Origin of the sequence: Paraburkholderia caffeinilytica, assembly GCF_003368325.1 — a bacterium.
Classification (GTDB): domain Bacteria; phylum Pseudomonadota; class Gammaproteobacteria; order Burkholderiales; family Burkholderiaceae; genus Paraburkholderia; species Paraburkholderia caffeinilytica.
In genome coordinates this window covers 1,331,131-1,354,492 of record NZ_CP031466.1, presented here as the reverse complement: position 1 = coordinate 1,354,492, position 23,362 = coordinate 1,331,131, and the positions used below count along the sequence as shown (strand labels likewise).

The following is a 23,362-nucleotide window of genomic DNA, read 5'->3' as shown; positions in this document are numbered from 1 at the left end:
ACGGCATGTAAATTTTTCAGCAGACGACACGCATTGCCCGGAAAAAATGCACCCTTTGTTCCTGATGCCGCCCCGTCAATTGGGCAATTGTACGAAGAGATGCGCGTGAACGCTTCGCCGACGCACGGAGCTGCGCAAAATGCGGGCCTGGTCGCTGGGGAATCGACTCTGATCGGAACAACGGGAGGACAGACCGACGGACACCGACAAGCGTGCCGTGGCGATGATGACAGGCAGAATACAACCACAAAAAAAACCGGCGCCGCCCGATGCGGCACCGGCCAGGGAAGGCAGCCTACTGTACGGCACTTGCCGCCTTACTGCGCCGCTTCGACCAGCACAGGCTTGTCGCGATAGAGATTCGGAAACAGACGCTTCAGGTTGGCGACCTTCGGCATGTCGTTGATGGCGATATAGGCGGAGTTCGGATGCAACGTCAGGTAGTTCTGATGGTAGGACTCAGCCGGATAGAAGCCCTTGAACGGTTCCGTCTTCGTGACGATCGGCGCCGGAAAGGCGTGCGCCTTGTCGAGTTGCGCGATGTAGCTTTGCGCGACGTGCCGCTGCGCGTCATTCAGCGGAAACACCGCCGAGCGGTATTGCGTGCCGCTGTCCGGCCCCTGGCGGTTCAACTCGGTCGGGTCCTGAATCACCGAAAAGTAGACCTGCAACAACTGCCCATAGGTGACCTTGGTGGGATCGAACGTGACCTGCACGGATTCCGCATGGCCGGTCTCGCCGCCACTGACGGTCTCGTACTGCGCCGTGTCGCGCTGGCCGCCCGAATAACCCGATACCGCCTTTGTGACGCCCCGCACGTGCTGGAACACGCCCTGCACGCCCCAGAAGCAACCACCCGCGAACACGGCGGTTTCTTCGTGCGATGTCGTGGCGGAGACCGGTTCGTCGACGGCGGGCGGCGCAATCACCACCCCGGCTTCCGACGAAAATGCCATGCGCTGCGCCAGCAGCAGCGCCAGCGCGCCGAGCCCGACCGAAAGCGCGATGGCTGACCCGCGCGAGCGGGCCGGTTTGCCGATGATGCGTTTCTCGATGTTCATGATGTCTGTCCTGATTCGATCAACTCGTGCCGCGCGCGGCGGGCGTGAAAGTCAACGCGAGACCGTTCATGCAATAGCGCAGGCCGGTCGGTTTGGGGCCGTCGTCGAAAACGTGCCCCAGATGGCTGCCGCAGCGCCGGCACAACACTTCGTCGCGCGTCATGCCGAACGACTTGTCGGTATGCGTGATGACCGCATGATCCAGCGGCTGCCAGAAACTCGGCCAGCCGGTGCCGCTATCGAATTTCGTCTTCGACGAAAACAGCGGCAGCGCGCAACCGGCGCACGCGAACGTGCCGACGCGGTGCTCGTCGTTCAACGGGCTGCTGAATGGGCGCTCCGTGCCCGCTTCGCGCAGCACGCGGTACTGCGCCTCGGTTAGCAGCTTGTGCCATTCGGCGTCGCTGTGCATGACCTCGTAGGCCGCCGCTGCGCCCGACTCCGCCGCCCCTGCCGTGCGCCATGCCGCCGTACCGCCGGCGAGCGATGCCGCGCCGATTAACCTGAAGAATGTTCGTCTGCTGCAAGTCATGATGATCGTCCCGGAGAGTCCGTACCGTTCACCCGTTCGGGCGTTGAACGCGCCGCCCTCGAGTGGTCCCGACACTTAGTCGTCCAGCAAGGGGATTTATGACAGCATGCGCGTCTTTTTGCGTGACGGCAGCGGCTACAGCGGAAATTTCGTGGTCGACAGGATTTCCTTGAGCACCATAAACGAGCGGATTTGCCGGACGCCCGGCAAATAGAGCAACTGTTCCGCGTGCAGACGATTGAAGCTGTCGCTATCGCGGGTGCGGATCGTCATGAAATAGTCGAACTCGCCTGTCACGACGTGGCACTCCATGCACCCCGCCACCTTCTGCGCCGCCTTCTCGAACTCGGCAAACGACTCCGGCGTGGACCGGTCCAGCACGACGCCGATGATCACCAGCATGCCCGCGCCGGCCGCCTTCGGGTCGATCAACGCGACGACGCCGCGGATCAGTCCCGATTCCTTCAGCCGCTCGACGCGCCGCAGACACGCCGGCGCACTCAGTTTGACTTTGGCCGCGAGCGCGACGTTCGAGATCGACGCGTCGGTTTGTAGTTGGCGCAGGATCGCCCGGTCGATGCGATCGAGCGCGTGAAGAGGATCGGCTTGCGCGGATTCAGATGTGGCGCTGGCTGTGGCCGGCGCGATCGATGCACCACGAACTTTTCTTGTGCTCATATATTCAGATTAAGATTTTTATTAGGTCATTCTCTTTTTTTCAGTTACAAAAGTATGCCGGGAAGAATTTATTTGCAAGCTCATTTCCAGCACTTTTCCCTACCATTTGTTCTAGCGCGACGACTTGCTGCTCGCGTCGAACCTACAATTTCGGAGCTGCCATGAACCTGCAACGATTCCCTCGCTACCCGCTGACTTTCGGGCCCACGCCGATTCAACCGCTGAAGCGTTTGAGCGACCACCTGGGCGGCAAAGTGCATCTGTACGCCAAGCGCGAGGACTGCAACAGCGGCTTTGCCTTCGGCGGCAACAAGACGCGCAAGCTTGAGTATCTGATTCCCGAGGCGTTGGCGCAGGGTTGCGACACGCTGGTGTCGATTGGCGGGATCCAGTCGAACCAGACCCGCCAGGTGGCGGCGGTCGCTGCGCATCTGGGAATGAAGTGCGTGCTGGTGCAGGAGAACTGGGTCAACTATTCGGACGCCGTCTACGACCGCGTCGGCAACATCCAGATGTCGCGCATTCTGGGCGCTGACGTCCGGCTGGTTGCCGACGGCTTCGACATCGGCTTTCGCAAGAGTTGGGAGGATGCGCTGGAGAGCGTGCGCGCCGCGGGCGGCAAGCCGTACGCGATCCCGGCCGGCTGCTCCGACCATCCGCTGGGCGGTCTCGGTTTCGTCGGCTTTGCCGAAGAGGTGCGCCAGCAGGAAGCCGAACTGGGTTTCAAGTTCGACTACATCGTGGTGTGTTCCGTGACGGGCAGCACCCAGGCCGGCATGGTCGTGGGTTTCGCCGCCGACGGCCGCGCCGAGCGCGTCATTGGCATCGATGCATCCGCGAAACCGGCGCAGACTCGTGAGCAGATCATACGAATCGCGAAGCAGACTGCGGAACAAGTCGACCTTGGACGCGACATCACCAGCAAGGACGTCGTACTGGACGAACGCTACGCCGGCCCCGAATACGGCTTGCCGAACGAAGGCACATTGGAAGCGATCCGCCTATGCGCGCGACTCGAGGGCGTGCTGACCGACCCGGTATACGTGGGCAAATCGATGCACGGCATGATCGACATGGTAAGAAACGGCGAATTCCCGGAAGGCTCACGCGTGCTGTACGCCCACTTGGGCGGCGTCCCGGCACTGAACGGCTACAGCTTCATTTTCCGCAACGGCTAAGCGAGCGCAGGCCCGCGAACGACGGGCAGCGGGCAGCGGGCAGCGGGCAGCGGAGAATAGTGTGCCGCGACGAAGTCCGCCGCTGCTCGACGAAATAGCGTTGAACTGAACTGACGGAGCTACGGATTGAACCGTAGCGGGTGTTTTTTGAAGCGCTCTTCGGCGCGCGGAGCGCCGCCGGAAGTATGACACCCTTGTCACAAGCGTATGCAGGTGCAGGAACACAGATTCCAGATGCACCACTACCCGTTGCACGCTACGGGACCCGCTTAGCATTAGCGGTTTGAGCCGCTTTCTCTTGCCTACTTCTCTTTGCGGCGGCAAAGAGAAGTAGGTGCCCGCCCCGCACAGGGGCGACGCTAATAGACCACTAACGAATCAAGGAAAGGCACCAAACCCAGAAACCCGAACAACAAGCCCCGCCGAAGGCAAAAAAAAAACCATCACCCCTCCCCCAACCTCCCCTTCAAAAACTCAACAAAAACCCGAATAGTGACAGAACTCTGCCGATGCTGCGGATACACCGCATAAACCGTAGCCGCCGTAGGCAAAAACTCATCCAGCACAGTCACAAGCAACCCTCGCCCAACCGCATCGGCAACAATAAAATCAGGAAGCCGAACAATCCCCAACCCGGCCACCGCCGCATCGCGAATCAGCTCCCCATTATTGGCCCGCAGCGGCCCATGCACTTCAAACCCCTTCGAAACCCCATCAACAACGAACTCCCAACTCACCGCCCCGCCATGTCCATACAGCAGGCATGAATGCCGCGCCAGATCTGCAGGATGACGAGGCGCTCCACGCCGCCGCGCATACCCCGGACTGCAACACACCACCATCCTGACATCGACGAGCTTCTGCGCGATCAACGTGGAATCCTGCAACGTGCCGATCCGGATCGCCATATCGAAGCCCTCACCGACCACATCGACGGTGCGATCGCTCAACTCCATATCGAAGCGCACATCGCCATGCTCGCGCAGAAAGCTCGCCACCAACGGCGATAAATGCATCATCCCGAACGACATCGGCGCGCTGACCCGCAACAGACCACGCGGCCCGGCGCGGCGCAGCGACATCGCCTGCTCGGCGTCCTCCACCTCGCCGAGAATGCGCCGCGCACGCTCGTAAAACTCCTGACCGAGTTCGGTCACGGCCAGCTTGCGCGTATTGCGGATCAGCAGTTGCACGCCAAGCACCTCTTCCAGCGCCATGACGCGCCGGCTGACGAACTGCTTCGACAGCGCAAGCCGCTTTGCCGCGGCGGTGAAGTTATGGGCGTCGACCGTGGCGACGAAAATCCGCATATCCTCGAGTTGCATCGTATTGTCCACCCCACGGAGACAGTGTTTCACTTTTTCACTCAATTATAGCCACTCTGATTGACCTACACTGTCGTTCATGGATCGCGGCCAAACATCTGGCCGGATCGCACAACCGGAAACAAGGAGAAATACGATGCTCGATATCAGACACGCCAATCAACGCGGCCGCGCGGAGCACGGCTGGCTTAGCTCGCGTCATACGTTTTCCTTCGCGAACTATCACGACCCGAAGCAGAACGGCTTTTCCGACCTGCTCGTGATCAACGACGACCGTGTCGCACCGGCGCAAGGTTTCGGCAAGCACCCGCACCGCGACATGGAGATCTTTTCGTACGTGCTGGAAGGCGCGCTGGAGCATAAGGACACGATGGGCACCGGGTCGGTGATCGTGCCTGGCGACATCCAGTTGATGAGCGCGGGAACCGGCGTCGCGCATAGCGAATACAACCATTCGAAGAGCGAGCCCGTGCACTTCATGCAGATCTGGATTGCACCGGCGCAGAAAGGCACCGCGCCGCGCTATCAGCAGCGCCACTTTGGCGTGGATCAGAAGCGCGGCGTGCTGCGCCTCGTGATCTCACCGGACGGTGCAGACGGTTCGCTGGTGGTGCAACAGGATGCGCGGGTCTATGCCGGCCTCTTCGACGGTGATGAAACCGCGCGCCTCGAACTGGCCAGCAATCGCTATGCTTATATTCACGTGGCGCGCGGCAGCGTCAAGGTGAACGGCGTCGAACTTGGCGAAGGCGACGGCGCGCGAGTCCGCGGCGAAGAAGCCTTGACCTTCACGCAAGGTCACGACGCGGAAGTGTTGGTGTTCGATCTGCGTAACATCGAAGTGTCGGAGTTGTGGGCTTAAGCGGCTCATCCTGCCGATAGACCTGGCCGGCTTGAGCGCGGCTCGCAGCGGACTTTGCGGCGAGCCGCACCCTTCCTTACCTAAAGAGAAAAATCATGCGCTATACGCTATTTGAAAACCAGAAAGACACGGTCATTCTCGTCGCCCGCGTCCTGCTGATGGTGCTGTTCGTGATGTTCGGCTGGTTGAAGCTGACGGGCTTTTCCGGCACCGTCGCTTACATGACGTCGACCGGCGCGCCGGCGCCTGAGTTGTCGGCGATCATCGCCGTAGTGATGGAGCTGGTAGTGGGCATTGCGCTGCTGGTGGGCTTCTATACGCGGCCGCTTGCACTGCTGCTCGCGATCTATACGCTGGGCACGGCATTCATCGGCCATCACTACTGGAACATGACGGGTGCGATGCAGTACGACAACATGATCCACTTCTACAAGAACATCAGCATCATGGGCGCGTTGTTGCTGTTGTGCGTGACCGGTGCCGGCAAGTATTCAATCGACCGGCGTTGAGCTTGCGCCGCCGGTGTTCGACAAGCCCGATAAAAAAGCCGCCCGGCATTGTCCGGGCGGCTTTTTCTTTCCATGAAGCCGTCCACGTTAGCCGGCAAACTGCGCCAGCACGCGCTCACGAATTGCCGGCCGGATATTGGACTGCGCCATATTGCCTTGATAATGCGCGACCACGCGCGGGTTCATGACGCGAAACCACAGCGGCGGCACGTACGCGAGCATGATCATCGTCGCGTAACCCGAGGGCAACTGCGGCGCGCCGTCGAAATGACGCAACGCCTGGTAAGAGCGTGTCGGATTCGCATGATGATCGGCGTGACGCTGCAACTGATACAGAAACAGATTCGTCACGATACGATTGCTGTTCCATGAGTGCTGCGGCTGGCAGCGCTCGTAACGGCCGCTCGCGAGCTGCTTGCGGCCGAGCCCGTAGTGCTCCAGATAGTTCACCACTTCGAGCAGCGAGGCCCCATACGCCGCCTGAATCAGCAGAAACGGAATCACCGTTTTGCCGAACAGCGCGATCGCCGCGCCCCACAGCACGGCGGTCATCGCCCACGAGTGCAGGACCTCATTGCGCCATGTCCAGGGCGATTTGCCGAGGCGTTCGAGCCGATGCTTCTCGAGGCGCCACGCCGATGCGATGCTGCCGAAAACCGTACGCGGCAGAAACCGCCAGAACGATTCACCGTAGCGCGCGCTTGCGGGATCGGGCGGCGTAGCGACGCGCACGTGGTGTCCACGATTGTGTTCGACGAAGAAATGGCCATAGGCGACCGGCGCCAGTGTGATCTTGGCGAGCCATCGTTCGAAGCCATCCGTCTTGTGGCCGAGCTCGTGCGCGGTATTGATCGATACGCCCGTCGCCGCGCCCAGCGAGAGCGCAAAACCAAGATAGTCGTACCACGTCAGGGCGTGCGTGCCGACGATCCACAGCGCGCCGAGGAACGACACGTATTCGATGAAGGTGGCCAGATAGACCACACGGCGGTAATAGCGCTCCCGCTCGAGCGTGGGAACGACCTCCTCGGGTGGATTGCTCGGATCGTCACCGATCAGATAGTCGAGCACCGGGATAATGCCAAACACGAAAATCGGCCCGAACCACCAGAAAATAGGCCAGCCGGTCTGCAACGCCAGATTCGCGGCGTGCAACGGCAAGGTGATGGTGAGTGCGCCCAGCAGCCACAGATAGCGCTTGCCGTCGACCCATCGGGCGGGGGCCGCTTGCGATGTTGCCATTGTCTCCCTCCTTGTTTTATGTCGTCCGGTATCGGCAAGCTTTGCGCTTGCGAGCCGGTACGCAGGTCGGCTGGACCGAGCCCGACTCTCAATTTATACGGCCTGACGGGCGGGATCGCCAAGGAATCGACCTAGATGGGAGGCTCCAAACGAAGGGGCCGAGGGTGCGGCATTCAGGGTGGGCGTCGAGCGGGTGTAAAAAACGTAGCGCCGCCCGGGTCACCGGGTTCCACCTGGAGTGGAAATTTCGCCGCAAGGTGAATAGAGAATCCCGCATGCGACGGCTGCCGAAAGGCAGCCGTTGGTTTTTGTGGCTCGTCATCGCGGCTAGGGACGAATCTTGCGCCCCTCATAAGTTGCCCGCAGCAGAGTTTTGAACGCAACCTTTTTCGCTTGCCGCTGACGCTTCGTCAGTTCTTTCTCGAGAAGATAGGCAGACTGAACTCGCAGAATCAGACGCTGCTTTCTTGCCCTATCCTTCTCCACTTCAAAGAACACGGCGTATAACGACGAGGTGCCATCGGCATTCGTTTTTTGCAGCGTCATGAAGTTCGGCTGCTTTTCGTCGGCAACGACAATCGGGCGCTCACCAATCGTCATAGCCAAATCCCGCAGCAAGTGCTTCGACAACTCATACCGGACTGGGTCGAGAACTCGTTGCTCACGACCGTCGTCGTAAATCTCGTCGCTCGGAATTTCAGCGCGCGCTCGTCCGAAATGGCATAGGAATGTGAGCTTTTTCTCAAAACACACTCAAGACCCCTGAGAAAAGCAATTCCTCCCCAAGGCGGCGGTCAGATTATCCTGACAGACCGCCGTCCGGCCTTCGCTTAGCCAAAACAAAGCCCGCTCAAAAGCGGTTTTAGTCTCACTACAAACAAAAACGGCGGCCCGCAGGCCGCCGTCCACCACTCACGCTACGCGATCAAACTGTCGCTTCGGTTTCAGCTTCGCTCACCACTTCATCCGCGTCGCTGCTGCGGATCAGGTGATCGAACGCGGAGAGCGATGCCTTCGCGCCCTCGCCCACCGCAATCACGATCTGCTTGAACGGGACGGTGGTCACGTCGCCGGCGGCAAACACGCCCGGCACCGACGTTGCGCCGCGGGCATCGACGACGATCTCGCCGTGCTTCGACAATTCGACCGTGCCCTTCAGCCATTCGGTATTCGGCACGAGACCGATCTGTACGAAGACGCCTTCGAGTTCGATGCTTTTCGTTTCACCCGAACGCAGGTCCTTGTAGACCAGACCGTTGACCTTCTTGCCGTCGCCGGTGATTTCCGTGGTCTGAGCCTGCGTGACGATCGTCACGTTGGCGAGGCTGCGCAGCTTGCGTTGCAGCACTTCGTCAGCACGCAATTGCGCGCCGAATTCGAACAGCGTCACTTCGCGCACGATGCCCGCGAGGTCGATCGCCGCCTCGACGCCCGAGTTGCCGCCGCCGATCACCGCCACACGCTTGCCCTTGAACAGCGGACCATCGCAGTGCGGGCAGTACGCCACGCCGTGGTTACGGTACTCGCGCTCGCCCGGCACGTTGATCTCGCGCCAGCGGGCGCCCGTGGCCAGAATGATCGTCTTCGCCTTCAGCACCGCGCCGTTCGCGAGACGCACTTCGTTGATGCGGCCGGGGATCAGCGCCTCGGCGCGCTGCACGTCCATGATGTCGACTTCGTAGCTCTTCACGTGCTGTTCGAGCGCCGTGGCGAACTTCGGTCCTTCGGTTTCCGTCACGGAAACGAAGTTCTCGATCGCGAGCGTATCGAGCACCTGACCGCCGAAGCGTTCCGCCACGACACCGGTCGCAATACCCTTGCGTGCCGAGTAAATCGCCGCAGCCGCGCCCGCAGGCCCACCGCCGACGATCAGCGTATCGAACACCGGCTTCTTTTCCAGTTCCTTGGCAGCGCGCGCACCGGCGTTGGTGTCGAGCTTGGCGAGGATTTCCTTCACGCCGCTGCGGCCCTGGCCGAACACTTCGCCGTTCATGAACATGGTCGGTACCGCCATGATCTGGCGTGCTTCGACTTCGTTCTGGAACAGCGCGCCGTCGATTGCCACGTGGCGGATGCGCGGGTTGATCAGCGCCATCACGTTCAGTGCCTGGACGACTTCCGGGCAGTTCTGGCATGACAGCGAAAAATACGTTTCGAACTGATAGTCGCCGTCGAGGCTGCGGATCTGTTCGATCACCGCATCGTCGAGTTTGACCGGATGGCCGCCGACCTGCAAAAGCGCAAGCACGAGCGACGTGAATTCATGCCCCATCGGAATGCCGGCGAAACGAATGCCCGTTTCCTTGCCGGGCTCGCCGATCGAAAACGACGGCTTGCGCTCGCTGTCGCCACGACGTTCGATCACGCTGACGCGTTCCGACAACGTCGCGATATCGCTCAGCAATGCCAGCAGCTCTTGCGATTTCGCGCTGTCGTCGAGCGACGCGACGATCTCGATAGGCCTGCTAACCTTTTCGAGGTAGGATTTCAACTGAGTCTTGAGATTGGCGTCCAGCATGGCTATTCGATTCCGTGACGAGGGGTGTTGGGTCCCGGGCGCCGCGCGCATCCGGATGGGAGGCGCGCAGCCCGGGCACGCGCGAACCGCCGTATCAAGCGGTCCGCACGGCGATGCGCCGTGAGGCGCGTACTGCGTGAGGCTTTAGACCTTAGATCTTGCCGATCAGGTCGAGCGACGGGGTCAGCGTTTCAGCGCCCGGCGTCCACTTGGCGGGGCACACTTCACCCGGGTGAGCCGCGATGTATTGCGCAGCTTGAACCTTGCGCAGCAGCTCGCCGGCGTCACGGCCAATGCCGTTGTCGTGAATTTCGGCCAGCTTGATCTCGCCTTCCGGGTTGATCACGAACGTGCCGCGCAGTGCCAGGCCTTCTTCTTCGATCAGCACGTCGAAGTTGCGCGAAATTGCCAGCGTCGGGTCAGCGAGCATCGGGTACTTGATCTTCTGGATCGTGTCCGACGTGTCGTGCCATGCCTTGTGCGTGAAGTGCGTATCGGTCGACACGCTGTAGATTTCGACGCCGAGCTTCTTGAATTCGGCGTAACGATCGGCCAGGTCACCCAGTTCGGTCGGGCAAACAAACGTGAAGTCAGCCGGATAGAAAACGAAAACCGACCACTTGCCCTTCAGGCTTTCTTCAGTGACGGTCTGGAAATCGCCATTGTGATAGGCCTGTGCCTTGAACGGTTTGACTTGACTGTTGATGATCGGCATTTGCTGAGTCCTCTTTCGGAGTGGTTGGAAAGTGGAGTCAGTATGTCAGACCGCGCTTAATAGGTAAAGTAGTGCACATAAAATATTTCAATAGTTTATTACTATTTGACTGACTGCCGACGACTATTGCGTCGCACCAATCCTCGGGTCAGTCTCTCATCAGCCGCCAGAGGGTCGTGCGGCCGATTCCCAACGCCCGGCTTGCTGCAGCGCGATTGCCGCCAGCCTGTTCGAGCGCGCGTACGACATCCTCGCGGGTGGGCGAGCGGCGGCCTGAGGCATCGACGGGGGTGTGGGCGGGGGTGTGGGCGTGACCCAGGGCGCCATCCACGTGCGCGGCCACCTGCCGCATCCGGCCGAATTCCGGAAACACCGTCTGCAGGTCCTGCCAGTCCTCGCCGGCCGAATCGCTCTGATAAATCGCCGCGCGCGCCAGCAGATTTTCCAGTTCCCGCACATTGCCGGGCCACGCATAGTGCTCGAACAGAGGCGTAAGGAACGCCAGCACCCGCTCGAGCGCGGCGTCCGACAGACCATACTGGCGCGCATTGCGGTTCAACACATGCCGCGCCAGTTGCGCGACGTCGCCGCGCCTTTCGCGCAGCGGCGGCAGTCCTATCTGGAGCAGATTCAGCCGGAAATACAAATCCGCGCGAAACACGCCCTGCTCGACCAGCGCGTGCAGATCGCGATGGGTGGCGGCAATCACCCGCACGTCGACGGGAGTCGCGCGCCCGGAGCCGAGCTTCATGACTTCGCGCTCCTGCAACACGCGCAGCAACCGGCTCTGCAGCGCCGCCGGCATCTCGCCGATTTCGTCGAGAAAGATCGTCCCGGTGTGGGCGATTTCGAAGAGGCCCGGCTTGCCGCCCCGGCGCGCGCCGGTGAACGCGCCTTCCTCGTGACCGAACAGCTCGCTTTCGATCAGCCCTTCAGGGAGCGCCGCGCAGTTGAAGGCGACAAACGGATTGCCGCGCCGCCGGCTGGCATTGTGGATGCCCTGCGCGACCAGTTCCTTGCCGGTGCCGCTTTCCCCGCTCAACAGCACGGTCGCGTCGTGAGCCGCGCCTGCGCGTGCGAGCCGCCGCACCCGCTCGAGCGCCGCCGAACTGCCGACCAGATCGTCCAGATGATGCCGCGCGACCAGATGCTTCGGCCGCTGGCTGGTGCGCAACGAGCGGTCGATCCGCTGCGCGACCAGCGCATCCTGCACCGTCAGCACGGAGCCCGAACGCACGCCCTGCTCGAGGATCGGCACACAGTTGACGATTAGCGCGCGGCCGCCGATCTGCTCGATACGTTCCTCGACCGGCATGTCATGCTCAAGCGCCTCACGCAGCAATGGGCCGACGGCGCGCGTCAATTGCGCCGGGACGTCCTGTTTTCGATCGAGTCCGAGCAGATCGAGCATCGCCGGATTGACGGCTTCGAGCTGACCGGCATCGTCGAACGCGGCCACGCCGTCGCGCAGATGGGCGACGATCGTGTTCAGGCGGACCCGCTTCGATTCCTTCTGACGGCTCACGCGCGCCAGTTCGACCGAGCGCTCGAACGCTTCTTCGACCGCGCCCAGCGAGTACAGGAAGACGCTCGCAAGTCCTGCTTGCTGGGCAAAATCGCAGGCCATGCCGGGGCCGATGATGACGCTGCAGTCCTCCGCCGCGAGGCCCGCGACCGCGAGACGCACTTCATCGATCGAACGGTAGGCGCGCTGTTTCAGGCCGACATTCAGCCACGCGCTCAGGTCCGCGAGTTCGTGCGAGATGGTTTCGTGCAGGACGAGGCCGATCTTCGCGCCGGGCCAGCCCGTCGTGGCGCGGGTTATCGCGCTCAGCACGTCGAAACCGTTCACCTTGACCATCACGACCGGCACGCTCAGGTTGTCGCGCAGGTAGGCGCCGTTCGATCCGGCCGCCAGCACGACGTCGACTGCGCCCGCGTCCACATAGGCCTGCAAAGCCGTGACGGCGGCGCCGTAGCCTTCCCGGACCGAAAAGAACCGGGCCCGCCCGGCGTAACGCGGCGCGACCGACTCGCAAAGCGATTGCAAGCGGCTGATACTGACCAGGGCGACGCCAGGGCGGCTGGAATTGGAATGGGCCAGGGACGACGTGAAAGTGGACACTGCGACGCTCCGCTCGTAGCTGAAACGTTCCATGAAACGTTTCATGGAACATGCCAGCCATTCTGCCATGAACTACGGTGCCGCCCCTTTCCGCCTAAGCTTTTGATTGTCCGGAACAAATCGTGAAAGACGGCAAATGGCATGCTTCCTGCACATTGGCTCGTCGTTCTATCACTCACCTCCCATCTGGAGACACACCGTCATGAGCATTTCCGCCAGCCGCCGCGCCGCGTTCCGCGCCAAAGTCAACCAACGCCAGGGCCTGCTCGTGCCGGGGGCCTTCAACGCGATGAGCGCGCGCGTGATCGAGGACGCGGGTTTCGAGGCGATCTACATCACGGGCGCGGGCGTGACGAATATGTCGCTCGGGCTGCCCGATCTGGGCTTCATCGGTCTCGCCGAAGTCGCCGAACATTGCGCGCGGATCCGCGATGCGGTCGCGCTGCCGCTGATCGTCGACGCCGACACCGGCTTCGGCAACGCGCTGAACGTGCGCCAGACCGTGCGCGTGCTCGAGCGCAGCGGCGCCGACGTGATCCAGTTCGAAGACCAGATCATGCCGAAGAAATGCGGCCACTTCTCCGGGAAGGAAGTCGTCGGCACGAGCGAGATGGTCGGCAAGATCCGAGCGGCCGTCGACGCCCGTGAGGACGGCAATCTGCAGATCATGGCGCGCACCGATTCGGCGGCGGTCCACGGCATCGAAGACGCGATCGAGCGCGGCCATCGCTTCATCGAGGCCGGCGCCGACATTCTGTTTATCGAAGCGACCGAATCGCTCGCCGACATCGAACGTTTGCCGTCGCTGTTCGACAAGCCGCAACTGATCAACATCGTGATCGGCGGCAAGACGCCGGTGCAATCGCGCGAAGCGCTCGCCAGGCTCGGCTACGGCATCGTCCTGTACGCGAACGCGGCGCTGCAAGGTGCGGTGCTCGGCATGCAGCGCGCGCTCGGCACGTTGCGGAGCAATGGGCGCCTCGATGAAGACGCGTCCCTCGTTGCGCCGTTCAGCGAACGCCAGCGCCTCGTGAACAAGCCGCTGTACGACAAGCTCGACCGTGAATATGCGGCGAAGGACTAAGCGGTAGGGAAAGCTGTGTTTGCGGCGCGGTTTTGCCGGGCGGGTGTCGTGTGTTGTTGTCGGTCGCCGTGCGGCGTTGTTTGCCGCCGTGCGCCGCTGCAGGTCGCGGTTGCCGGTTGCCGGTTGCCGGTTGCCGTTGCTGGTCGCCGTGCCGCCGCGTCGCCACCTGCCACTGTGTCCCGCGAATTGTTGCGTTACGATGCAGGGTTGGCGGCGCAAGGCCGCGACCTCGTTGCCCGTCCATCGAGGAACGCCGGAAACACGTTTTCGAAAGGTTGTCGCAAGAACATGAAGTCAACATCATCGCGCGGGACATGCCGGCACGCTCAAGGCGCGAAAGGCGTCATCGAATCCACACGCAACGGCAAGGTGTCGAGGACGGCGCAATGACGGCCGGCGCACGCCATTCCCATGTCGGCTGGCTGCCGTACATCGTCGCGGCCACCTTCTTCATGGAGTATCTCGACACCACGGTGATCGCCACTGCCTTGCCGCAGATGGCGCACTCGTTCGGCGTCGGGCCAAACAGCCTGAGCCTCGGCATGACGGCCTACATGCTGGCGCTGGCGATTTTCATCCCGGTGAGCGGCTGGGTCGCCGACCGCTGCGGCTCGCGCACCGTGTTCTTCAGCGCGATCGGCGTGTTCACGGTGGCTTCGGTGTTGTGCGGCTTGTCGCAGAACGTGGCCGAATTTACCGCCGCGCGGCTGCTGCAAGGCATGGGCGGCGCGATGATGGTGCCGGTGGGCCGCTTGATCGTGGTCCGCAGCACGGAAAAGAGCCGGATGATGCAGGCGATCTCGACCATCACCTGGCCGGCCATTGCCGCGCCGGTGGTTGGACCGCCGGTCGGCGGCTTCATCACCACCTATGCGTCGTGGCGCTGGATCTTCTTGCTGAACGTGCCGTTCGGTCTGGCAGCGATGGCCGTTGCGCTCGCGCTGGTGCCGAACCTGCGTGGCACTGAACGCAAGCCGCTCGACGTCGTCGGCCTCCTGTTGAGCGCCACCACGCTCACGGCGATTCTGTATGGTGCCGAACTAGCGAGCCAACCTGGCGAAAATCCCTGGGTGGCGGGCGCGTTCATCGTCGGCGGATTGCTGATGGGCGTGGTGGCGTTCCAGCATGCGAAGCGTCACCCGCATCCGCTGATCGACGTCTCCACGCTGAAGATCCCGACTTTTTCCGTGACGGTGGTAACCGGGTCGTTCACCCGCATCGGCATCGGCGCGGTGCCGTATCTGATGCCACTGCTGTTCCAGGTCGGTTTCGGCTTGTCGGCGTTCAAGTCTGGCCTGTTGCTGCTCGCGAGCGCGCTCGGCAATCTCGGCATGAAGGCGCTGACCACGCGCATCCTGCAGCGCTACGGTTTCCGGATGGTGTCGATTGTCGATGTGATGGTGGCCGGTATTTTCATCGTCGCGTGCGGCCTGTTGACGCCGAACGTGCCGCTCGCGCTGGTGCTGTTCGTCGTGTTCATCTACGGCGTGGCGCGCTCGATGCAATTCTCGACGCTGGCCACGCTGGCCTACGCCGACGTCGCACAGCCGCAGATGAGCGCGGCAAGCACGCTATGGAGCGCCGCCGCCCAGATGACGATCGGTTTGGGCATTGCCTTCGGCGCCGTCTCGCTGCGTGCGGCGGCGTTCTTCAACGGCGAAACGACTGGCCGCGTCTTCACCCTGGACGATTTCCGTCTGGCGTTTCTGTTTGCCGGCGTGCTGACACTGGTGTCCGTGACCGGCTACCTGGGTCTCGCGCGCAACGCCGGACAGAGCATCGGCGGCGGTTCGCGCGGCACGGAAGATCCGGCGAAGGGCTGACCTCGCAACGGAATGGATGAACGGCACGGTTTGAAGCGAAGTTACAGCAGCGGTGCCCAACCGGCGCCGCATCCTTTGATTACCTGATCAGAACAAGCGGAGACGCGCGGTGCAAGCAAACGACCTGACGATTTCGAACAACAAGGCCGATCTCGACATAGAGATGATCTACGCGTTCCTGTCTCAGGAAACGGCATGGGCGAAGGGCATGCCACGCGAGACGTTCGATCGGGCGATAGCAGGGTCGCTATGTTTCGGCGCGTATATCGAAGGCAAGCAGATCGCGTTTGCACGCCTGATAACGGACCAGGCGACATTCGCCTACCTGTGCGATGTATTCGTGCTGCCGGCGTACCGCGGCAAGGGCTACGCGTCGGCCTTGATGAAGCACATATTCGGCAGCCCGTCGCTGACCGGTTTGCGCAGAATCGTGCTGGTGACGACAGACGCTCACCACGTCTACGAACCGCACGGCTTCAAGGGACTGACAACGCCCGAACGTTATATGGAAGTGCACAACCCGGACGTTTACAAAACCGCTTGAGGGAAGCGCTAAAAAACCTGAGAGAAGCTTGAGCAAATCGCGAGCGGCCGATGACCGGGCCGTCCGCCAGAGAAAGTTGGGACGCGGGCCAATGAATGACCGCCGGCTGACGAGGAGGTCGCCGATCGCCGGCAACCGTGGCGGCACTGTCATCGGCGCTCTGCTGATTGTCACAGCAGCCGAAATGCTCTGGCACAGCATCGGGCAAAACCGCCGCGCCACACGCGGCCGACTAGCTCGCGCCTCAACCGTAGGCGCGCTCGCGCATCCACTTCGTCATGATCCATTTGTCGCCGCCGAGCACCGGCGCGCCGCCGTGCAAGGTCAGCGGATCGAGTTGACGCCGGCTGTTCATATAGCGGAAATACACCGCGCCACCCTGCCTCGCCGCGACCGACATGCCCGCTTCCGGGAAAATCGTCTCGCCGCCGTCCGGCACGTCGTTCAGATAGATCACCAGGGTCGCCACCCGCTGGCCGCCCTGGGCGGTATGCACCGCGCTGCCAGGCTGATCGGGCGGGAAATAGTCGAAGTGTGGACGATATTCACCGCTCGTGCCGTAATGCAGAATCTGCAGCCCCTCACCGTTTTCAACCGGCCAGTTCATCAGGCTCGAAATGCGGCGGTCCATCTTTTCAATGAACGCGTCTTCCCCGCGCTGGTACCAGATGCCTTCGCTGGTGCGGTTGCGGATCACGTCTTCCTTGCCGGTGGCGGGATTGACCGTGGTCGAGCGCTTCAGCCGATGACGCGAGCGTTCGATCATCTCGTTGCATTCGTCTGGCGACAGCACATCCGCGAACACGATCACTTGGGGCCGCTCGCAGCGCATCAGCACGCGGACGTCGCGATCGTGCGCACGGATCACATTGCCACGCGCAACGGGCGTCTCGTCGTATTGGTAGGTCTGTGACGCGGTTTTCACCAGCGCCGCCTCGGTGGCTACAGCTGCCGGGCCGGCAGCGGCGTCCGCCGGGTTCATGCCGAATGCTCTGTGCACTTCCGCGCGCGCGGCCTCCGTGGCGAAACCGGCTTGCACCATCGCGTCGATCATCGAGTCGATGCTGCAGCCGCGCGCTACGTTGCTGCTCAGCCACGCTTCCCATGACGCATCCACTACCGGCATAGAACTCCCCGCTCGTCGCTATCACGAAATACTGCATCAACTGACCGGTTCATAGCAAGACTGGGGGAATGCGCCGGGCTGACCCGTTATGCGCCGTTATGCGCCGCGCTGCCGGCGTCGAAAGAGGTCGAGGCCTTTTCTCGCCTGTGCCCTGATCGCGCCCTGCACGAAAGGGGTCCAGCCCAGCAGCACGCCCTTGATGCCCAAGGCCTGCCGCGTCCAGCGCCAAAGGTCGAACGTATCGCGATGTTCGACGATGCGGCCCTCGCGAAACACAAAGCGGGCATCGATGCGGTTGACCACCGTGCGGCCCGTTTGACCGAATGTGTAACGGGCCACCCAGTGGGCGCTACCGTCGTGGTCGTTTGCTTCGACGCCGTCGAATGTCAGCGAAAAGTCCTGCGCGCGCGACACCAGCATACGCCACATGTCGCGGGCCTCTTCGCCGCGCAGCTCGCCAAAGGCCGGATCGCCGAAGACTACATCGTCGGCATAGCAGGCAGCCATCGTTTCGGCGTCGCGCTGCTGGAACGCGGTGTAAAAACGCTCGATCAGGTCAGTGTTGGGATGGCTCATTTTCTTGTGCTTATACGTTACCCGGTCAGCCGGTCGTGGAAACGGCCCGGAAAGGAGCGCGCGCCGAGGTTCGAGCACGCACGAGCAGCACGATATCGGAAAAACGGGGCGGCCGGGAGCCGTGAGGCCGTTGCGAACGGCAAAGCGGCGGTCGCACAGGCGTGCTTCGACAGCAAACCCACCGCCTCGGAAGTTGCCATTGCCTATCGAAAGTTCGAACAGGCGCCGGCCGTGCGGGCATTTCCCGAGTTCCCGCCAGGCGGGTAAAGCCGCCCGCGCTACCCTCACGTCGCCTTTCGTTATATCCTGTCGAATATCACGGTATGCTTTGTGCAGCGCAGCGGCTCGCCCGCTATTCACGCGCAAAGAAGCGAAACAAGCCAGCAGGAGCCAGCGGCAGTGCGTAGTCGACCCACATTGCGATCCACCTCGCCCGAGCCGGCGGGACGCCGCCCGAAAGGGCTTCCGTCGACCATCGTCGCGGTGAAATCGGCCTCCGAACGTGGCCGCGCCGAACTGATTCGCGACGTCGTCGATGCTTACCGGCGCCTTTACGGCAGCGTGCAACGCTTCGTGCTGATGCTGACGGACGACCGGTTGAACTTCGCGTCGGTAGGCACGTCGGGTTCGCACTCGTTGAACCAGCTACTGTCGATCCTCGCTGAACAGGCCAAGGCGGCGGCTTTCGTCCGGCTGCGCGATCTGAAAGCTTCGATCGAAGAAGCCCGCTCGGCCGAGCAACTTCGCGACGCGATTTTCTCGGATGCGTTCAGCAACGATCTCGCCGCGTTGCGCAAGGTGGTGGCGGAACTCGAGCGGCTCGATACGGCGTTTATCGGCCTGTGCGTTGGGCATGTTCTGGATCAGCATGCACGGGCAGCCGGCGGCGCAGGACCGGCCGACATCCGTCGCGCCGCCGACCGCACGACCGCGACAACGCCCGCCAGGACTACTGCTAAGGCTTCTGCCAAGGCTACTGCCGCCGCTTCTGTCACGCTCACTCGGCGCAAATCACGCGCTGAGCCCACGCTCGTCCACCCGAACGACTAATTCGCCATTGCCGCATATGGACGGTTTCTTTTACCGATCGTTATATCTTTTGGAATATATCGCGAGCAGCGCCTGCATGGCGCGGATGTCCAGCACGCACGTTCAGTCAGCCTGACGCCAGAACCGGATTCGAGGTCCTCATGCACACGCCCCCGTTTCGTCTCGCCCAGCCTTCGCGCCTCAAACTGTCCGGCGACGAGCTTGCCGGCACCGGCTTGCGAGCGGCCGATCCGTGCTGCACGCCCGCCAAGGTGTCGCTGCCCAATGCCAAACGGCGTGCGCGCCTCGCCGAACTCGACGGTCAATTGCATTGTTCGATCATCGGCACCTGTCTCGGCACGCACGAACTGCGCAAGCTGGTGCCGAAGTTCACCGGCCTGGATCGCCGGGACGCGAGCGATCTGGAGATTCATCACTCGGCCGTCGAACTCGCGATCGATGGCGGCGCCGGCGCCAAAGCCCTGCACAAGTTGCTCGACGAGCACTATGCGGCGGCGATCCGCCGCTTCGACAAGGCCGCCGACGACGTCGAGCTGCTGAAGCTCTGGGACGACGCGCTGAAAAGCGGCGAGATCCCACCTGCTTACTGGGCGTTGATGACACATCCGTGCGCGACCTTGTACGTCCGCCAGAAAGCGTTTGGCGAATTGCACATGCTGTCGCATCTGGTCGGCGCGGCGAATCGCGCGGATATCCGCAGGCTGGTGGCGCTCGAAGCGGAAAACGCCGAGTTGAAAGAGAAGGTCGAGCGGCAGCAAAGCCGCCTGCAGGAGATCAGCATGCAGCGCGACGCAGCGATCGCGGCGCTCAACGAACAGATCGCGCAACTCACGGCCTTGGCCACGCGCCGGACGCCGACGGATTCCACCGATCTCGAAGCCGAGATATCAAGGCTGCAGGACAAGCTCGCCGACAGCGACCAGCGTGTGGCGCTGCATACGAGCCGCCGCGAGGCCGCTGAACAGCGCGTGCTGCAGGAACAGGACGCGGCGCTCGCATTGCGCAGGAGCCGCGATCAGGCGTTGGCACAACTCCAACTGGTGCAAAGCGAATGCGATGCGCTTGAACGCGCGACAGTGGATGCCGCGGACGGCAGCCGGGGTGCGCAGGCGCGGCAAGCCAGCCTCGACGGCGTACGCGGCAAACGGATTGTGTATGTGGGCGGCCGCCCGGGCTCGAATGCCGCGCTCAAGCGGTTGGTCGAGGCCGCCGGTGGCGATTTCGTCGTGCACGACGGCGGCGTGGAAGATCGCAAAGGTCTGCTTGCCGCCGCGCTGCCGGGGGCGGACATCGTCGTGTTTCCAGTCGACTGCGTCGATCACGATTCGATGAATACCCTCAAACGGGTGTGCGAGCGCCATCGGATCGACTATCACCCGTTGCGCACGGCTAGCGTGGCGAGCTTTGTCGAATTGGTGGACCGTCTGCGTCCCGAGCATCTTGCCCGGTTGGGCAATCCACCGAGCCCGGCGTTTTGCCTGCGCCACGGCTGAGCGGTTCTCCCGTACTCAGGAGCGAATCATCCTCGTCAGCTCGGCAATCTGTTTCGCGCAGCTTCGTTGCGCCTCGACCTCGACATCGCGGTACAGATGGATGATGCGTTCGCCGACCGGCGTCAGCGTGCAGCCGCCGCCGCTTTGACCGCCCTGTTCCGAGTGCGTGGCGGGCGTTTTGAGCGAGCGGTTCAGTTCGTCGATCAGCAGCCATGCGCGCCGGTACGACATGCCGAGACTGCGCGCCGCAGCCGAGATCGAGCCGAATTCGCGCACGGCCTCGAGCAGTTCGACTTTGCCCGGTCCGAGCGCGACAGCGTCGCCGCTGCGGATGCGCATTCTGAAGCGCACTTCAGGGCGCGGCTTCGCGGGTTGTGGCGCGGGTCTTGGTTTGGTCTTCGCGGTATCAGCCATGCGCGAAAGCATACACGAACCGCCAGGCGCTGCCATCCTGGCTGAATGGCCTTCAGCGATGACTGGGAAAGCAATGTCCGTAGTCTTCGCAGCCTGGACAACCGGGCGCCGGGCCAGGCTGAAGCCCCAACGAAAGCGCGCGTTGCCGGGCGAGGAATTTCTTCCAGCGCAGATTATCGACATTCAGCACCACGAGCGTGGGGAAATAACGCGTCAGCATCCATGTGACTTCTTCACGACCCGCAAGGCCGAGGTCGCGCCACAGGTGATCCGGCCGCAAGCACGCGTGAGCAATGATCGATGCAAGGCAGTGAGCGTCGTTCGCGTCGACGGTGGTGGCGGCATACGTGAACAGCAACGCGTGCAGCGTTTCGACGAATGCCGCGTGTTCGCTGGTGTCGATGGACGGCAACGCAGACAGGGACGCAAACGCGGACGCTGGTGCGTGCGCAAAGTGCCGCTCCAGTAGCCCGCGCCACGCCGGCAGCGGCACGCCAAGCAGGCCGAGTTCGTGCCGGACGTCGCGCGCCGCAATCAGCTTCGCGAACAATTGGGTATCGGGCGACGCGGCGTCCGTGGCCGCGGCCAGCCACTTCGCCGTGCACTCGGCACCCCGCGCATCGAGCGACGCAAGCATTGATTCAGGACTGAGCGCGGCCGTATCGGCAACAGGCGAAGGTGGTTCGTCGGACATGTCGGCGGTGCGATGAAGAACACCGAACCCTACTACGGCCGTCATTTGAATCACCTATGCCAAAGGCTTCAGGACTTGCGCCTCGATCCGCGCGAGGCGTTTGACGTGGCGTGGCGCGGGCAGCATGTCCGAACCGGAAAACAGAATCGGCGCGCCGTCTTCGGCATCGAGCGCGCGCCCGCCGCATTCGTACGCAACCAGCACGTTGTCGCCGACCGGCGTGTTGAACAGTTCATGCCACGAGAATGTCACGACGTAGCCGTCGTGCCCCACCGCCACGAACACAGTCCGCTTGAACTCGCCCGGTACCGCGTTCGGCAGGCCCGCTTCCGAGATCAAGGTCGTCAACCGCACGCCGCGGTAAGGTTCGACGCTCCGGATGAAGCGGTTCGTCGTATAGCAGCGCAGATCGAATGGCCGGGCTAGCACGCTCTCGTAACCCTTGAGCCGCTCGAGGTCGAAAGACAGCGTCCGCTGGAATCGTCCGCTCAGGACGAGCGCGCTTTCGACGGCAGGCGCGGCAATCACATTCACACTATCCATACGCGGTTATCTCCAGCATCGAAGCCTGAGCGGCTTGTTCACTCGTTATTTCCGTGTGTATATTACGCTGCGATGGCCACCCCGGTGCGAGACCGCATCGATACGCAATATATCGCCCGGCATATCGGCCACTCCCTCGGATCGCGCCGGACGGCGCCATCCGCGTCCTTGCAAACGACTTTCAGGACGCCCGCGGCGTGGCCATGAACGCCCCCCGCCACCTGCCGTACGCCATCGACCGCGCCCCCAGCAAGGGCGGCACCCGCTACGTGCGGATTTTCCCGCTCAATTGACCACACGGAGCGCGCAGCGACCCACAACGCCATGCGATGGCATCGTAATATAGCGCTCTTAATAACGTATCGGGGTTAATCGCATGATTCGCAAGCTGCTCGCCTCTTTCGTGGTTGTCACCGGCGTAGTGACGGCCGCGCCCGCTTTCGCGCAGGACGACACGGTCAACGTGCTTTATGCGGGTTCGCTCGTCAATCTGATGGAGCGCAGCGTGGGCCCGGCCTTCGAAAAGGCCACCGGCCAGCACTTCCGCGGCTATGCGGCGGGCTCGAACAAGATCGCCAACGAGATCAAGGGCAAGCTGCGCCGCGGCGACGTGTTCATCAGCGCGAGTCCGAAAGTGAACACCAGCCTGATGGGGCAGGCGAACGGCGAGCACGTCGCGTGGTACGTGAACTTCGCCGAATCGCCGTTGATGATCGGCTACAACCCGCAAAGCAAATTCGCGGCGGATTTCAAGAACAAGCGCTGGGATCAGGTGTTGCAGGAGCCGGGCATCCGTATCGGCCGTACCGATCCGAAGCTCGATCCGAAGGGCGCATTCACCGTCGAGATGATGACGAAGGCCGCGGAGCTCTATCATCAGCCGGATCTCGTCGAGAAGACGCTGGGCGACGCGGAAAATCCCGCGCAGGTTTTGCCTGAAGAAACGCTGGTGGGCCGCCTGCAATCCGGCCAGCTCGATGCCGGCTTCTTCTACTCGACCGAGACGTCCGACCTGAAAATTCCGGCGCTCCGCCCGGCGCCCGAATTGCAGGCCAAAGCCAGTTACACGCTAACGATTCTCAGCGATGCACCGAACCGTGCGGGCGCAAGCAGCTTCGTCGACTTCCTGCTGAGCGCGCAAGGCCGCGCGTTGCTCAAGCAACACGGCGTGGACGTCGTCAAACCCACCGTGACCGGCAACGTGCAAGCCATGCCGCCCTCGGTGCAAGCCGTGATCGACGCCGCGCAATAAGACGGTGGAACAGGCGGC

23 protein-coding genes are annotated in these 23,362 nt (G+C 62.5%); 9 read left to right on the top strand and 14 right to left on the bottom strand.

What is annotated here, in order from left to right; all coding sequences use genetic code 11:
* Positions 1 to 317: 317 nt before the first annotated feature.
* From msrA to DSC91_RS06105, 3 genes are all read right to left on the bottom strand, one after another.
* Positions 318 to 1,061, bottom strand: coding sequence for a peptide-methionine (S)-S-oxide reductase MsrA (gene msrA / locus DSC91_RS06115; protein ID WP_115777296.1), 744 nt, complete (start codon positions 1,059 to 1,061; stop codon positions 318 to 320).
* Positions 1,062 to 1,080: 19 nt separating this feature from the next.
* Positions 1,081 to 1,593 carry a peptide-methionine (R)-S-oxide reductase MsrB gene (msrB, locus tag DSC91_RS06110; RefSeq protein ID WP_115777295.1) on the bottom strand — a complete coding sequence of 171 codons (513 nt, stop codon included), beginning with the start codon at positions 1,591 to 1,593 and terminating at the stop codon, positions 1,081 to 1,083.
* A 135-nt stretch (positions 1,594 to 1,728) separates the two neighbouring features.
* Positions 1,729 to 2,271 carry an Lrp/AsnC family transcriptional regulator gene (locus DSC91_RS06105; protein WP_175171840.1) on the bottom strand — a complete coding sequence of 181 codons (543 nt, stop codon included), beginning with the start codon at positions 2,269 to 2,271 and terminating at the stop codon, positions 1,729 to 1,731.
* Between the two features lie 161 nt (positions 2,272 to 2,432).
* Between DSC91_RS06105 and DSC91_RS06100 the strand changes: the two genes are divergently transcribed.
* Positions 2,433 to 3,449 (top strand): 1-aminocyclopropane-1-carboxylate deaminase, encoded by a 1,017-nt coding sequence (locus DSC91_RS06100; RefSeq protein WP_115777294.1) that lies wholly within the window; start codon positions 2,433 to 2,435, stop codon positions 3,447 to 3,449.
* A 443-nt stretch (positions 3,450 to 3,892) separates the two neighbouring features.
* On the opposite strand, the gene DSC91_RS06095 is transcribed toward DSC91_RS06100, so the two are convergent.
* On the bottom strand, positions 3,893 to 4,774 hold the full coding sequence (locus tag DSC91_RS06095) for a LysR family transcriptional regulator (RefSeq protein WP_115779717.1): 882 nt from the start codon (positions 4,772 to 4,774) through the stop codon (positions 3,893 to 3,895).
* Between the two features lie 136 nt (positions 4,775 to 4,910).
* On the opposite strand from DSC91_RS06095, the gene DSC91_RS06090 reads away from it, so the two are divergent.
* Positions 4,911 to 5,636 (top strand): pirin family protein, encoded by a 726-nt coding sequence (locus DSC91_RS06090; RefSeq protein WP_115777293.1) that lies wholly within the window; start codon positions 4,911 to 4,913, stop codon positions 5,634 to 5,636.
* A 95-nt stretch (positions 5,637 to 5,731) separates the two neighbouring features.
* Positions 5,732 to 6,145, top strand: coding sequence for a DoxX family protein (locus tag DSC91_RS06085; protein ID WP_115777292.1), 414 nt, complete (start codon positions 5,732 to 5,734; stop codon positions 6,143 to 6,145).
* 87 nt (positions 6,146 to 6,232) lie between these two features.
* Here DSC91_RS06085 and DSC91_RS06080 read toward each other — a convergent pair whose 3' ends face one another.
* The 5 genes from DSC91_RS06080 to prpR all read right to left on the bottom strand — a co-directional run bounded on the left by DSC91_RS06080 (position 6,233) and on the right by prpR (position 12,790).
* Positions 6,233 to 7,387, bottom strand: coding sequence for an alkane 1-monooxygenase (locus DSC91_RS06080; protein WP_115777291.1), 1,155 nt, complete (start codon positions 7,385 to 7,387; stop codon positions 6,233 to 6,235).
* A gap of 327 nt (positions 7,388 to 7,714) precedes the next feature.
* Entirely contained in the window at positions 7,715 to 7,987 is a 273-nt protein-coding gene (locus tag DSC91_RS06075) for a hypothetical protein (RefSeq protein ID WP_115777290.1), read from the bottom strand.
* Between the two features lie 325 nt (positions 7,988 to 8,312).
* Positions 8,313 to 9,905, bottom strand: coding sequence for an alkyl hydroperoxide reductase subunit F (ahpF, locus tag DSC91_RS06070; RefSeq protein WP_115777289.1), 1,593 nt, complete (start codon positions 9,903 to 9,905; stop codon positions 8,313 to 8,315).
* 151 nt (positions 9,906 to 10,056) lie between these two features.
* Positions 10,057 to 10,620, bottom strand: coding sequence for an alkyl hydroperoxide reductase subunit C (gene ahpC, locus DSC91_RS06065; RefSeq protein WP_063499251.1), 564 nt, complete (start codon positions 10,618 to 10,620; stop codon positions 10,057 to 10,059).
* A 148-nt stretch (positions 10,621 to 10,768) separates the two neighbouring features.
* Positions 10,769 to 12,790, bottom strand: coding sequence for a propionate catabolism operon regulatory protein PrpR (gene prpR / locus DSC91_RS06060; protein ID WP_244218022.1), 2,022 nt, complete (start codon positions 12,788 to 12,790; stop codon positions 10,769 to 10,771).
* Between the two features lie 157 nt (positions 12,791 to 12,947).
* On the opposite strand from prpR, the gene DSC91_RS06055 reads away from it, so the two are divergent.
* From DSC91_RS06055 to DSC91_RS06045, 3 genes are all read left to right on the top strand, one after another.
* Positions 12,948 to 13,829 (top strand): isocitrate lyase/PEP mutase family protein, encoded by an 882-nt coding sequence (locus DSC91_RS06055; RefSeq protein ID WP_115777288.1) that lies wholly within the window; start codon positions 12,948 to 12,950, stop codon positions 13,827 to 13,829.
* A gap of 386 nt (positions 13,830 to 14,215) precedes the next feature.
* The gene (locus DSC91_RS06050; protein ID WP_115779715.1) at positions 14,216 to 15,652 is read left to right on the top strand and encodes an MFS transporter; all 1,437 of its coding nucleotides are present in this window, start codon (positions 14,216 to 14,218) and stop codon (positions 15,650 to 15,652) included.
* Between the two features lie 109 nt (positions 15,653 to 15,761).
* The gene (locus DSC91_RS06045; protein ID WP_115777287.1) at positions 15,762 to 16,196 is read left to right on the top strand and encodes a GNAT family N-acetyltransferase; all 435 of its coding nucleotides are present in this window, start codon (positions 15,762 to 15,764) and stop codon (positions 16,194 to 16,196) included.
* Positions 16,197 to 16,440: 244 nt separating this feature from the next.
* Here DSC91_RS06045 and DSC91_RS06040 read toward each other — a convergent pair whose 3' ends face one another.
* Positions 16,441 to 17,322, bottom strand: coding sequence for a 2OG-Fe(II) oxygenase (locus DSC91_RS06040; RefSeq protein ID WP_115777286.1), 882 nt, complete (start codon positions 17,320 to 17,322; stop codon positions 16,441 to 16,443).
* A gap of 96 nt (positions 17,323 to 17,418) precedes the next feature.
* Entirely contained in the window at positions 17,419 to 17,898 is a 480-nt protein-coding gene (locus DSC91_RS06035; protein ID WP_115777285.1) for a nuclear transport factor 2 family protein, read from the bottom strand.
* Between the two features lie 399 nt (positions 17,899 to 18,297).
* Between DSC91_RS06035 and DSC91_RS38175 the strand changes: the two genes are divergently transcribed.
* Both DSC91_RS38175 and DSC91_RS06025 read left to right on the top strand, forming a co-directional pair.
* The gene (locus tag DSC91_RS38175) at positions 18,298 to 18,948 is read left to right on the top strand and encodes a hypothetical protein (protein WP_229758227.1); all 651 of its coding nucleotides are present in this window, start codon (positions 18,298 to 18,300) and stop codon (positions 18,946 to 18,948) included.
* A 140-nt stretch (positions 18,949 to 19,088) separates the two neighbouring features.
* The gene (locus DSC91_RS06025; RefSeq protein WP_115777284.1) at positions 19,089 to 20,441 is read left to right on the top strand and encodes a DUF2325 domain-containing protein; all 1,353 of its coding nucleotides are present in this window, start codon (positions 19,089 to 19,091) and stop codon (positions 20,439 to 20,441) included.
* 15 nt (positions 20,442 to 20,456) lie between these two features.
* Here DSC91_RS06025 and DSC91_RS06020 read toward each other — a convergent pair whose 3' ends face one another.
* The 3 genes from DSC91_RS06020 to DSC91_RS06010 form a co-directional block, all read right to left on the bottom strand.
* The gene (locus DSC91_RS06020; protein ID WP_115777283.1) at positions 20,457 to 20,780 is read right to left on the bottom strand and encodes a winged helix-turn-helix domain-containing protein; all 324 of its coding nucleotides are present in this window, start codon (positions 20,778 to 20,780) and stop codon (positions 20,457 to 20,459) included.
* Between the two features lie 127 nt (positions 20,781 to 20,907).
* The gene (locus tag DSC91_RS06015; protein WP_115779714.1) at positions 20,908 to 21,492 is read right to left on the bottom strand and encodes a nitrogen fixation protein NifQ; all 585 of its coding nucleotides are present in this window, start codon (positions 21,490 to 21,492) and stop codon (positions 20,908 to 20,910) included.
* 111 nt (positions 21,493 to 21,603) lie between these two features.
* Positions 21,604 to 22,092, bottom strand: a complete 489-nt coding sequence (locus tag DSC91_RS06010; protein WP_115777282.1) for a molybdopterin-dependent oxidoreductase — start codon at positions 22,090 to 22,092, stop codon at positions 21,604 to 21,606.
* A 376-nt stretch (positions 22,093 to 22,468) separates the two neighbouring features.
* Between DSC91_RS06010 and DSC91_RS06000 the strand changes: the two genes are divergently transcribed.
* Positions 22,469 to 23,344, top strand: coding sequence for an extracellular solute-binding protein (locus DSC91_RS06000; protein WP_115777280.1), 876 nt, complete (start codon positions 22,469 to 22,471; stop codon positions 23,342 to 23,344).
* The last annotated feature ends 18 nt before the right edge of the window (positions 23,345 to 23,362 follow it).